General features: G+C 72.6%; 9 protein-coding genes. 3 read left to right on the forward strand and 6 right to left on the reverse strand.

Annotation, left to right across the window (positions count from 1 at the left end):
* Positions 1–16: 16 nt before the first annotated feature.
* Positions 17–1957: an amino acid transporter gene (locus ACIRYZ_RS21945; protein ID WP_402946500.1), complete on the reverse strand. Its 1941-nt coding sequence runs from the start codon at positions 1955–1957 to the stop codon at positions 17–19.
* Positions 1958–2319: 362 nt separating this feature from the next.
* Here ACIRYZ_RS21945 and ACIRYZ_RS21950 point away from each other — a divergent pair, with 362 nt between their 5' ends.
* Positions 2320–3885, forward strand: a complete 1566-nt coding sequence (locus ACIRYZ_RS21950) for a N,N-dimethylformamidase beta subunit family domain-containing protein (RefSeq protein WP_402946502.1) — start codon at positions 2320–2322, stop codon at positions 3883–3885.
* Positions 3886–3916: 31 nt separating this feature from the next.
* Here ACIRYZ_RS21950 and ACIRYZ_RS21955 read toward each other — a convergent pair whose 3' ends face one another.
* Entirely contained in the window at positions 3917–4705 is a 789-nt protein-coding gene (locus ACIRYZ_RS21955; RefSeq protein ID WP_402946504.1) for a hypothetical protein, read from the reverse strand.
* 230 nt (positions 4706–4935) lie between these two features.
* On the opposite strand from ACIRYZ_RS21955, the gene ACIRYZ_RS21960 reads away from it, so the two are divergent.
* Complete coding sequence (locus ACIRYZ_RS21960; protein WP_402946506.1) at positions 4936–5688, forward strand: polyprenol monophosphomannose synthase; 753 nt, start codon at positions 4936–4938, stop codon at positions 5686–5688.
* Positions 5689–5793: 105 nt separating this feature from the next.
* On the forward strand, positions 5794–7059 hold the full coding sequence (locus tag ACIRYZ_RS21965; RefSeq protein ID WP_402946508.1) for an aromatic acid exporter family protein: 1266 nt from the start codon (positions 5794–5796) through the stop codon (positions 7057–7059).
* Between the two features lie 30 nt (positions 7060–7089).
* On the opposite strand, the gene ACIRYZ_RS21970 is transcribed toward ACIRYZ_RS21965, so the two are convergent.
* From ACIRYZ_RS21970 to ACIRYZ_RS21985, 4 genes are all read right to left on the reverse strand, one after another.
* A complete protein-coding gene (locus ACIRYZ_RS21970) occupies positions 7090–7539 on the reverse strand; it encodes an SRPBCC family protein (RefSeq protein ID WP_402946509.1) in 450 nt (149 codons plus the stop codon).
* Positions 7540–7543: 4 nt separating this feature from the next.
* Positions 7544–8017, reverse strand: a complete 474-nt coding sequence (locus ACIRYZ_RS21975) for a VOC family protein (protein WP_402946511.1) — start codon at positions 8015–8017, stop codon at positions 7544–7546.
* 90 nt (positions 8018–8107) lie between these two features.
* On the reverse strand, positions 8108–10099 hold the full coding sequence (locus ACIRYZ_RS21980; protein ID WP_402946513.1) for a phosphocholine-specific phospholipase C: 1992 nt from the start codon (positions 10097–10099) through the stop codon (positions 8108–8110).
* Positions 10100–10113: 14 nt separating this feature from the next.
* Positions 10114–11550 (reverse strand): endonuclease/exonuclease/phosphatase family protein, encoded by a 1437-nt coding sequence (locus ACIRYZ_RS21985; protein WP_402946515.1) that lies wholly within the window; start codon positions 11548–11550, stop codon positions 10114–10116.
* Between the last annotated feature and the right edge of the window lie 434 nt (positions 11551–11984).

Consider the following 11984-nt stretch of genomic DNA (forward strand, 5'->3'; position numbering starts at 1 on the left):
GGGGGAGTGAACCGGCTCAGCCCACGTGTACCGCGGGCCGCCGGGCGCGGTCCGGCTCGGCCTCGCGGAGCACCTCGCGGGTGACCGGCGCGATCTCGCCCTGCCCGAACAGGAAGAACCGCAGGAACTGGGCGAAGGGGTTGCCCTCGGTCCACTCGAAGTAGATGTGCGGCTGCTGCCCGGTGAGGTCGCGCACCTGCAGCAGCAGCGCGGCCAGTGCGTTGGGCACGCTGGAGCTCTGCAGTGACAGCACCCGGTAGCGGTCGTGCAGCACCTCGCCGCGCACGTCCAGCACCGACTCGAACTCGGACGGGTCGAGCACGGTGACCTCGACGAAGACCAGGTCGTCCTCGGCCGGGATGTCGTTGTCCTTGCGGATCTGACGGAGCTTGTCCCGGTACTCGGCGAGGTCCCGGCTGTTCGGCTCGTTGGCGATCAGCCGCAGCGGGCGGTGCATGTAGTCCCGGACGAACCGCTCCGCCACGTCGTCCAGCACCACGTCGGTGACGCGCAGCTCGAAGGCCCGCTTGAGCCGGGAGGCGAAGGAGACCAGCATGATGCCCGCGATGAAGCAGCCGCCGATCTTGACGCCGTCCGGGCGCTCGGCGATGTTCGCGCCCGTGGTGTAGAGGAACACCGCCGCGATCACGGCGAAGCCGATCGTCCAGCGGCGCTGCCCGGCCTTGCGGGCGGCGATGGTGACGGCGATGGCGGCCGAGCTGATCAGCACCAGCACACCGGTCGCGTACGCACCGCCCTGGGCGTCCACGTTGGCGTCGAAGATCCAGGTGACCAGGAAGGCGATCAGGGTGAGCACGATGACGGTCGGCCGCACGGCGCGCGCCCAGTGCGGCGCCATGCCGTAGCGGGGCAGGTAGCGCGGCATCAGGTTGAGCAGCCCGGCCATCGCGGAGGCGCCGGCGAACCAGAGGATGGCGATGGTGGACAGGTCGTAGACGCTGCCGAAGCTGGTGCCGAGGTTCTGGTGGGCGAGGTAGGCGAGCGCCCGACCGTTGGCCTCGCCACCCTTCTTGAAGGCTTCGGCCGGGATGAGCAGCGTGGTGATGAAGCTGGTGGTGATCAGGAAGACGCTCATGATCGCGGCGGCGGTGGTGAGCAGCTTGCGCGCGCCCCGGATCCGGCCGGTGGGCTTCTCCTCGGTGTCGTCCGGGTCGCCCTCGATGTGCGGCATCACCGCGACGCCGGTCTCGAAGCCGGACAGGCCCAGGGCCAGCTTCGGGAAGACGATCAGCGCCACGCCGATCATCGCGAAGGCGTTGCCGTGCTGGACGGTGAGCGCGTCCGTCCAGTCGCTGAACACGTGCGGGGCCTTGAGCACGTGCCAGAGCCCGTTCGCCACCACCACGACGTTGAGTGTGAGGTAGATCCCGACCAGGAAGACGGCCAGGCCGATCGCCTCACTGAAGCCCTTGAGGAAGACCCCGCCGAGCAGGGCGACCAGGATCAGCGTGACCGTCACCTGCTTGCCGCTCAGCATGCTGGTCAGGTGCGGGTTCTCCACCAGGTGCGCGGTGGCGTCGGCGGCCGACAGGGTGATGGTGATCATGAAGTCGGTGGCCGCGAACCCGAGCAGGGTCAGCACGAAGAGCTTGCCCTGCCAGAACGACAGCAGTCGCTCCAGCATCGCGATGGAGCCCTCACCGTGCGGGCTCTCCTGGGCCACCCGCCGGTAGACCGGCAGTGCGCCCAGCAGGGTGACGAGTACCAGCACGATGGTCGCGAGCGGTGAGACCAGGCCGGCCGCGAGGGCGGCGATGCCGGGCTGGTAGCCGAGCGTGGAGAAGTAGTCGAGGCCGGTCAGGCACATCACCCGCCACCAGCGCTGGCCCTTCTCGTGCGGCGCCTGGGCGTGCGGGCCGGGGTGCTGCTTGGCCATGTCCGACAGGCCTTGCAGCATCCACTCCCGGAACCTCGCGCCGCGCGTCGGAGGAGCCATTCCCGGTTCGGCCGAACCCGACGAGACCACGTGCACCCCTGTCCACGACTTCAGCCGGCCGCTCGCGGCTCCGGACCCTCTGGTCGCCGCCGGACGGCGGGCCTGGTCAGGCTAGGTGACCTGGTCTCGACGGCCCGGGAACCGCGCGGGCCAACACACCAGGGTGCGCCCGTACGGCCCTCCGGGGTCGCGGACGCTGTCCGGCCGTGGTCGCGGCCCCGGCGCGGCGGTCGGCATGAACTGCCCGAAACGGGTGAGGATGTCCGCGCGCGTTGACGCACGGGGTTGACGCACGGGGTCGATGCGACCTCGCGAGGTTGACGCGCCGCGGGCGCGCAGCGACGGACGACGAGGAGGCCGCGGTGGCGGAACCGAGCCGGCGGGGGATTCTGAGCCTTGGGCTGATGGCGGCCGCCGCCACCTCCTGCGGGACCCGCCACCCGGACGCGACCCCGAACCCTACGCCCGACTCCCAGGGCACCCCTCGCACGGCCGAGCCCACCGCCGCCCAGCACGTCGGCCTGAAGAGCGAGCAGTCCCAGCCCGGCAACCCCGGCTGGGAGATCACCGACCCCGGCCCGGCCGACGCCATCGAGGGCTTCGCCGACCGGGTCAGCGTGCTGCCCGGCGAGTCCTTCGGCCTGCACGTCTCCACCGCCGCCTCCGCCTTCACCGTCTCCGCGTACCGGATGGGCTGGTACGACGGCGCCCGCGCCCGCCTGGTCTGGCGCCGCGAGCACGTCCCCGGCACCAAGCAGGCCGCGCCGCACGTCGACCAGAGCACCCGCACGGTGCTGACCGACTGGCAGCGCACCCTCACCGTGGACACCACCGACTGGCCCGAGGGCGCCTATCTGCTGCGGCTGGACGTCGAGGGCGGCTCCGGCCGGCGCTACGTCCCGCTCACCGTCCGCTCGGCGAGCACCGCCGGAAAGACCGTGGTCATGAGCGCCCCGGCGACCTGGCAGGCCTACAACGAGTGGGGCGGCTACAGCCTCTACAACGGCCCGACCGGAACCCTCGCCACCCGCTCGCTGCGGGTCGTCTTCGACCGGCCGTACGACTACGACCACGGCGCCGGGCTGTTCCTGGTCTACGAGGCGCCGCTGATCGCCCTCGCCGAGCGGCTCGGGCTGCCGCTCGCGTACACCACCGGGATCGACGTGGCCCGCGACCCGGGGCTGCTGCGCGGCGCCGGCGCCGTCCTCTCGCTCGGCCATGACGAGTACTGGTCCCCCGAGCAGCGCGCCAACGTGGTCGCGGCCCGCGACGCCGGGACCAACCTGGCGATCCTGGGCGCCAACTGCTGCTACCGCCGGGTCCGCTTCGAGCCCACCGGGCTCGGCCCGGACCGCACGGTGGTCTGCTACAAGGACGCCTGGGCGCAGGACCCGGGCCACCAGGCCGGCGCCCCGGCGACCACCGACTTCCGGGTCGGTCCGGGCGCCGACCCGGAGAGCTCGATGCTCGGCGTGATCTACGACGGCTACCCGGTGGACGCCCCGTACGTGGTCACGTCGCCCGGGCACTGGGTCTTCGAGGGGACGGGCGTCGCGGCCGGGGCGTCCTTCCCGCACCTGGTCGGCGTCGAGTACGACCGGGTGAACACCGGCTTCCCCACCCCGCGGCCGATCGAGGTGATCGCCCACTCCCCCGTGGTCTGCGAGGGCCGCCACTCCCACTCCGACAGCGCCTACTACACCGTGCCGAGCGGCGCCGGGGTCTTCGCCACCGGGACGATGCGCTGGGTCGAGACGCTGGACGCGCGCGGCCCCGGCGGCGGCAAGGCCGACCACGGCATCGACTCGCACGCCGGGGACGTGGTCCGCAAGGCCACCGAGAACGTCCTGCGCGCCTTCGCCGCCGGACCGGCCGGTCGCACCCACCCCGCCCAGGACAACCTCGCCACCGTCTACGGCACGGCGTAGCGGGCCGGGCGGGACGGCCGGTGGGCCCGGTTCAGCTCGCCGTGATCGGCGGGACGAAGGTTTCCGGCGGGCCGAAGTCCGAGTAGACCCCCTTGATCACGGTCAGCTTGCCGTTCACCGTCATCGACTGCTCGCCCCGCACCGGGCGGCCGAGCCGGTCGATCCACAGCTGGTAGTCGAGCCCGTCCACGCCGCTGGAGGCCATCCGCTCGGCGTTCGACGGGTCCGCGCGGCGCACCTGCTCCACCGACAGGTGCGCGGCCAGGTGGAACACCGGGACGCCGCCCTCGGACTCCATGCCCTTGCGGGCGGAGGGGCCGGCGGCCAGCAGCACCTTGGCGTACCCGCCGTAGTGGTTGCTGTCGGCGCCGTCGTCCCCGGTGGACGGGGCCTTCTTCCAGGGCGTGCCCTTCGCCTTGTCGCGCATGTACGTGGTGCCGTCCACGGTCAGCGACTCCGTCGAGTTCAGGGTCAGGAACCCGCCGACGGTGGTCGTCCCCTCCACATGGCTGCCGAGGGTCGGGGTGTTGACGTTGACCCGGCCGCTCATGTCCATGAGCACCCGCTCGTCCCCCTCGCCCGCCGTGGTCGTCATCTTCAGGCTCGCGGCGTACGGCGCCGGATCGGCGTGCGCCACCGCAACCTCCGGGTCGAACGCCCCCGCGGCGTCCGCGGGCGCCCCGACGGCGGGGCTCGCGGTGGGGTGCTCGGCGGGGTGCGCCGAACCCTCCGGACCGCAGCCCGCGACGGCCGTGAGCGCGAGGGCCAGGGCGGTGACGGGCAGCACGGTGACGGGCAGGGCGGTACGACGAATCGTCAAAGGAATGCTCCGGGTCGGCCGTTCGGGACGAGCCGGAAGCCTGCCACAGCGGCCGATCACAGTCGAACTGGTTTCCGACCCCGGTGGGGTGGCCCCGGGCGGGCGCCCCGGACGGGAGGAGGCCGCCGGCCCGGCTACACTCACACGGTCTAACAGCAGCGCAGGTCGTCCAGGACAACCGACCGGTATGGCACAGGTGCCGGCCGGCGAGGGCACGAGGGAAACAGAACATGGTCGAGGCCTCCCCCAAGGTCGTTGTCGTCGTCCCCACGTACAACGAGCGGGAGAACCTTCCGGTCCTCGCCGGGCTCCTCGCGGAACTCCCGCTGGAGAACCTGCACCTGCTCGTGGTCGACGACAACTCCCCCGACGGCACCGGCGAGATCGCCGAGAAGCTCGCCGCCGACTCCGGCGGCACCGTCGGCGTGCTGCACCGCATCGAGAAGAACGGCCTCGGCCGCGCCTACCTGGCCGGCATGGCCCGCGCCCTGGACGAGGGCGCCGACGTCGTGGTCCAGATGGACGCCGACCTCTCCCACCCCGCCTCCGCGATACCCGCGATGGTGCGGGCCCTGCTCACCGACGACACCGCCGTGGTGCTCGGCTCCCGCTACGTGCCCGGCGGCTCGACCGCCGCCGAGTGGCCCTGGCACCGCAAGGCACTGTCCGCCTGGGCCAACTTCTACGTCAACGCGATCCTCGGCCTGGGCGTGCGGGACGCCACCGCCGGCTTCAAGGCCTGGCGGGCCACCACTCTGCGGGCTATCGACCTGCCGACCGTGCGGAGCAACGGCTACTCGTTCCAGGTCGAGATGAACTACCGGGTCATCCAGCGCGGGCTGACCATCCGCGAGGTGCCGATCCGCTTCGAGGAGCGGATCGAGGGCGCCTCGAAGATGAGCATCGGGGTGCAGGTCGAGTCCGCGCTCGCGCCCTGGAAGCTGCGCTTCAACCGCGAGAACGACCCCGGCGAGCTCGGCTGACGCCGACGGACCGAACGGAACGACCGGCGCCTGCGGCGCGGTCATCCGGGTAGTAGGACGGCCGGGTGGCGGTGTCAGCGGCGGCCGCGGGGAAAGAAGGCCGTCATGGCCCTTCTCCCGGAGTCCTTCACGACCCTGGTCCGCCGTGGCGCCCGAGAGCCCTTCGTCGTCCAGACCGTGCGGGCCACCGTGGCCGCCACCCTCGCCTACGCGGTGGCCACCCGGCTCAGCAGTGAGCCCGCGCCGCTGACGGCGCCGCTGACCGCGCTGCTGGTGGTCCAGGTCACCGTCTACTCGACACTCAAGACCAGCATCCGCCGGGTCAACTCGGTGGTGGTCGGGGTGCTGATCGCGATCGGCTTCAGCGCCGTGGTCGGGCTCTCCTGGTGGAGCCTCGGGCTGATCATCCTGGCCTCCCTGATCATCGGCCGGTTCGTCCGGGTCGAGGAGTTCGTCCAGGAGGTCGCGATCAGTGCGATGCTGATCCTGGGCGTCACCAAACTGGCCTCGCAGGCCTGGGACCGGGTGCTGGAGACGCTGATCGGCGCGGCCGTCGGCCTGCTGTTCAACCTGCTCTTCGCCCCGCCGGTCTGGGTGGACACCGCCGGGGAGTCGATCGAGGACCTCGCCCGGCGGGCCCGGAAGCTGCTGCTGGACATCGCCGAGGAGCTGGGCCGCCCCATCCCGGTGGCCCGGGCCGCCGAGCGGCTGCACGAGGCCCGCCGGCTCGACCAGGCGATCGCCGAGGTGGACGCGGCGCTGCGCCAGGCCGAGGACAGCCTGCGGTTCAACCCCCGGATCAGCGAGGGGCTGCTCTCCCGGCTGGTGCTGCGCACCGGGCTGGACACGCTGGAGATCTGCGTGGTGGTGATCCGGGTGCTGGCCCGCTCGCTCACCGACCTGGCCAAGCGGCGCGGGCCCGGCGAGCGGCTCTTCCCCCCGGAGGTCGCGGTCGGGCTGGAGGAACTGCTGGCGCACGTCGGCGGGGCGATGGTCAGCTTCGCGGTACTGGTCACCACCCAGGTGACCCGCAACGCCGAGGAGGCCGAGGAGCGGCTGACCGCCGAACTGGCGGCGGCCTGGGCCTGCCGGGAGAACGTCGCCCAGGTGCTGCTGCGCAAGGTCCAGGAGCATCCGGAGGCCTGGCAGCTGCACGGCTCGATGCTGGCCGAGATGGACCGGATCCTGGACGAACTGGACCTGGAGCACCGCAGTCGGCGGCTGATGGAGGAGCTCGACCGGGCCTCGGTGGCGAACCGCGAGCGGTTCTCCCGGTTCGCCGGGCTGCGCCGCTACGTCCGGGGCGAGCGGGGGCCAGGCCGTCGGACGTCCGCCCAGGCGGAGCGCCCGGCGGCGAAGGCCGGGCACTGATCCCTGCCACGGGCCCGGGAGATCAGGACGTCAGGGCATCAGCCAGGGCTGCTGCGGCAGCGGGTGCCCGGTCTCCAGATAGGTCTTGAGGTTGGACAGCACCGCCGACCAGCCCTGTTCGGCGTCCGCCCGTTCGGCCTCGTCGGCGAGGTTCTCGTGGGTGACGGTGAGCCGGGTGAGGTCCCGCCAGGCCCGGATGTCGTAGCTGACCCTGGAGGGCCCGGCCGGGCGCTGCTCCTCGGGCCCGGCCCAGCTGGTGACCAGCCGGTGCGGGCGCTCGGCGGCCTCGACGATGCCGATCACGTCGGCGATCCCCGAGTCGTCGGGGCGCTGGTGCTCCCAGGGCGCGCCGGGCAGCCAGGTGGAGACGTTGCGGTGGCCCCAGTAGAGGCCCGACTCGTCGGCGTTGGTGAGCGCGTGCCAGACCCGTTCGGGCGTGGCGCGCAGGTAGACGATGCCGCGGTGGCTGAAGGCGGTCACGGCCTCAGCCCCTGGCCGCGTCGAGCAGCGGCTGGATCTCGATCTTCCGCATCCGCAGCATGGTCGCCATCACGCGGTCGGCCCTGGCCCGGTCCGGGCCGGCGATCAGGTCGATCAGGATGCGCGGCGTGATCTGCCAGGAGAGGCCGTAGCGGTCCTTGAGCCAGCCGCACGGGCCCTCCTGGCCGCCGTCGGCGGTGAGCTTGGCCCAGAGTTCGTCGATCTCCTGCTGGTCCTCGCACTCCACCTGGAGCGAGATCGCCTCGGTGAAGGTGAACTCGGGGCCGCCGTTGAGCGCCGTGTACTCCCGGCCGACGAGTTCGAACTCGACGGTCATCACCGAGCCGGCCTGGCCGGGGCCGGCCTCGCCGTAGCGGGTGACCCTGGTGATGCCGGAGTTGGGGAACAGCGAGGTGTAGAAGAGGGCGGCCTCTTCGGCCCGGTCGTCGAACCAGAGGAAGGTGGTGATTTTCTGCATGCGCCCGACGGTAGCGGCGGGCCCTGTCGCGGCGGCCGAGCCACGGCCGGGGGTCACCGGATCGGCGCCCCCGGCCGGGCCGGCCCTCGGTCAGTGCACCCAGCCCGCGTAGCGCTGCACGAAGCGCTGGCCGGTGTGGGCGGTGACGACGACGTCGTAGCGGCCCTGCTTGTCCAGCGGCCAGGACAGGCTGGCCTGCTTGCCGGGCTTGACCCAGACGGTCTGCGCGGTGCCCGCGAAGTCGTTGGGCGCGGCGGTGAAGGCCACGTCGGTCATCCCGTCGTTGGCGACCTGGAGGGTGAGCTTCAGGTCGCCGTGCAGGTCGGCGGTGACGATCGGCACACCGATGTCGTTCTGCCCGTCCTGCCCGTCCCGGACCACCGTGCCGGCGAAGCGGCGCACGAAGCCGTCCGGGCCGTGCACGGTGAAGTCGTAACGGCCGTCGGTGGCGGCCGCGTCCCAGACGTACGTCGCGCCGGCGCCGGGGGCGACGGTGTACGGCATGCCCGCGAAGGGGAGCAGGATGTTCGGGTAGACGGTGTACGGGAAGGCCACCGAGCCGTCGTTGCTCATCACGCAGCTGACCTTGCCGGTCGTGCGGTCCACCGACACGTCGGCCCACGGCTGGTACGGCAGCGGACGGTGCGGGCGCTCGCCGCGCTCCTGGACGGGCATCGACTGGGCGCCGATCGCCGGGAGGGCGACGCCGGGCAGCTTGGTGCCCGCGTCGGCCCTGGCCATCAGGGCGTTGGTGTCGGGCAGCTTCGGCAGCGAGTGGTCCGGGGCGGCGAAGTCGAAGCAGCTGGTGAGGTCGCCGCAGACGGACCGGCGCCAGGCCGAGATGTTGGGCTCGGCCACGCCGGTGACCTGCTCCATGAAGCGCAGCACCGAGGTGTGGTCGAAGACCTGGGAGTTGACCCAGCCGCCGCGCGACCAGGGCGAGACCACCCAGAGCGGGACGCGGTTGCCGAGGCCGATGGCGCGCCCGTGGGTGAACTCCTCGGGGGTGCCGGGCTCGGGGGTGGGCGGGACCATGTGGTCGAAGTAGCCGTCGTTCTCGTCGTACATGACCAGGAAGACGGTGTGCCGCCAGACCTCCGGGTTGGACATCAGCGACTGCAGCGCCTGGTTGACCCAGTGCGCGCCGTAGGCCGGTCCGGCCTCCGGGTGCTCGGAGAACAGGTAGGGCGCGACCAGCCAGGAGACGGTCGGCAGGGTGCCGTCCTTGCAGTGGCGGTCGAAGTCGGTGGGGTCGAACTTGGTCATCGCGTTGATGTAACGCGGGTCGTCGTGCGGGAAGTTGTGGAACTGCTTGAAGTAGGAGAGGGCGTTGTCGTCGTAGTCGCCGGTGCGGTCGTCCTTGCTGGGGTTGTGGTAGACCCGCCAGCTGACGCCGGCCGCCTCCAGGCGCTCGGCATAAGTGGTCCAGTCGGCGACGGGGTTGTCGGTGACCGGGGTGTTGTCGATCCAGGGGCCGGTGGTGCCGTCGCGGCCGGGGCCGGCGGTGCCGGTCCACAGGTAGAGCCGGTTGGGGTCGGTGGGGCCGGCCAGCGAGGTGAAGTAGGCGTCGCAGATGGTGAACGCGTCGGCCAGGGCGTACTGGTAGGGGATGTCGTCCCGGGTGAAGTAGCCCATGGTGCGCTCGCCCTTGGCGGCGATCCACTTGTTCATCGCGCCGTTGTTGATGGCCTGGTGGCCGGTCGCCCAGTCGTGGGCGAGGCCGCCGGCGTTCTGCGCGTTGTACTTGGCGGTGTCCATCCGGTACGGCAGCATCGCCCCGCCGTCGCTGCGGCGGCTGTCGGGCTGGCGGAACACGTCGGTGCCGTCCGGGAACTGGAGCGCCTGCTTGTCGCCGAAGCCGCGCACGCCGCCCAGCGTGCCGAAGTAGTGGTCAAAGCTGCGGTTCTCCTGCATCAGGACGACGACGTGCTTGACGTCCTTGATGGTACCGGTGAGGGCGGCGCTGGTCCGCTCGTCGGCGGCGGGGGCGGCCGCGGCCTGGGTGGCGGACAGGCCGGTCAGGGCGGTGGCGCCGACGGCCGCGGTGGCGCCGACGAAGGTGCGGCGGGAGAGCTCGGGCATCACGAACTGGCCTCTCAGAGCTGGAAGGTGGCGACGGCGGCGGCGGTGTCGGAGGGCCACTCGTTGGCGGCGTCGTTCGGCTCGGGCTGCGGCCAGTCGGCGACCAGGGTGTGCGCCTCGACCAGCTTCAGCGGGCCGGCGTACTGGACGTAGTCGATGCGGTCCTGCGGCTCGGGCCGGTCGCCGCGCCGCTTGCGGGTGGGCGACCAGGTGGTGCCCGGGTTCTTGACCGGGTCGCGGTTCTCCTCGCGGAAGCTGTCGGTCAGCCCCACGGCCTGCAGGGCGGCGGTGACCGGCCAGTTGAGCGCGCCGACGCCGTTGTGGGCGGCGGCGGTGGCGGCCGTCCAGTCCAGGTGGGAGGGCGAGGAGAGCGCGCCGGCCAGCACCACCGGGAGGTGCCGGGCGAGGTCCGCGCGCACGGCCTCGGCCAGCGCCTTGGCCTGCTTGAGGCGCGGCGAGGCGTTCTCGGCGGCCGTCACCTGGGCGGCGGTGCCGCCGTCCTGCACGGCGTAGGGGCCGTAGCCCGCCTCGTCGAGGTGCGCGGCCCAGAAGCGGACGCTGCGGCCGCCGGGCAGCTGGACGGTGGCGGCGACGGCGGGCAGCTCGGCGGTGGCCGGGGTGAGGTCGGTGAGCGGGTGGCGGCTGAGGATGCCGACGCTGCCCGGGCTCTGGTGGGCGTACCAGCCGAGCGCGTCGGCCAGGGTCTTGGCCCGCTCGCCGGCCGTCTCCTGCAGGGCGAGCACGTCCAGGCCCTGGGCGAGGACGACGCGCAGCTGCTTCTCCAGCGCGTCGGCGTAGCCGGCACCGGCGTCGTGCAGGTTCCAGCTGGCGGTCTTGAGCCGGGGCGGGGCGGCCGGGTCCGCGACCGGGACCAGGACGGTGAGGGTGTCGGTGGCGCCGGTGCTGTCCTTGACGCCGACCACGACCAGCTCGGGGTTCCGGCCGGGGGTGGCGGGCGCGGTGCCGGTGAGCGTGCCGTCGGCGCCGACCGAGGCCCAGGCCGCGCCGCCGAGCTTGCGGTAGGCGGCGGAGCCGGGGGCGTTGCCGGCCGGGCGGGACCAGAGGCCGCCGAGCTTGATCCGCACGGCCGCGCCCGGGGCGACGGGGGTGGCGGTGAACGAGTCGACGGCGGCGTGCGGGCGGACCACGGCGGGCTTGGGGCGGAAGCTGAACGGGGCGGTCTGGGCGAGGATGCCGTAGCCGTCCTTGGCGAGCAGGTAGGCGGTGTACGGGCCGCCGGTCAGCGCGGAGGTGTCGAGCTCGACGTCACCCGAGGTGCCGGGGGTGTACTTCCACAGCAGCGAGGAGCCGGTGCCGGGCTGGCGGCTGCCGTCGTAGATGCCGATCCAGTTCTTGGCGTCGGGGGCGTCGGTGGTCCAGTGGAAGCCGAGCCGGTCGCCTTCGGCGGGGCTGCTGGATGAGGTCAGGGTCAGGGCGCTGCCTGCGGCCACGGTTGTCCTGTCCGCCGCCAGCGGGCCCGGTCCGCCGGGGGACGGTGCCGGGGCCGCGCGCGGCTGGTCACGGAGGTTGGGAGGGAGAACGCCCACAGTTGGCTGTACAACTGCGGGCGGGCTCATTCACCCGAAGACCGGCGACCAGGGCATGAACGCCGCGTGACGCAGCGTCGGGCGGTTCGGGAACTCCGTGGCAGAACCATCGTCAGGGCATCGCCAGGGCATGCGGAGGGGGCGCCGCGCGGCGGACCGGCCGCCGCGCCCCCCCCCCCCGGCGAGGCCCCCCCCCCCCCACCCGCCACCACCCCCCCCCCCACCATCCCACACCCCCCCCCCAAACAAAAAAACACACACCCCACAACCCAACCACACACCCCCCCCCCAACCACCCCCACCACCCCCCCCCGCCCCCCCCCCCGCCAACACCCCCC

Source organism: Kitasatospora sp. NPDC101155 (assembly GCF_044768305.1).
In the GTDB taxonomy this organism is placed as follows: domain Bacteria; phylum Actinomycetota; class Actinomycetes; order Streptomycetales; family Streptomycetaceae; genus Kitasatospora.

Coding starts and splice junctions, on each gene's coding strand:
- ACIRYZ_RS21945 (WP_402946500.1), bottom strand. CDS start 1,957: ATGGCTCCTCCGACGCGCGGCGCGAGGTTCCGGGAGTGGATGCTGCAA.
- ACIRYZ_RS21960 (WP_402946506.1), top strand. CDS start 4,936: ATGGTCGAGGCCTCCCCCAAGGTCGTTGTCGTCGTCCCCACGTACAAC.
- ACIRYZ_RS21965 (WP_402946508.1), top strand. CDS start 5,794: ATGGCCCTTCTCCCGGAGTCCTTCACGACCCTGGTCCGCCGTGGCGCC.
- ACIRYZ_RS21975 (WP_402946511.1), bottom strand. CDS start 8,017: ATGCAGAAAATCACCACCTTCCTCTGGTTCGACGACCGGGCCGAAGAG.
- ACIRYZ_RS21980 (WP_402946513.1), bottom strand. CDS start 10,099: ATGCCCGAGCTCTCCCGCCGCACCTTCGTCGGCGCCACCGCGGCCGTC.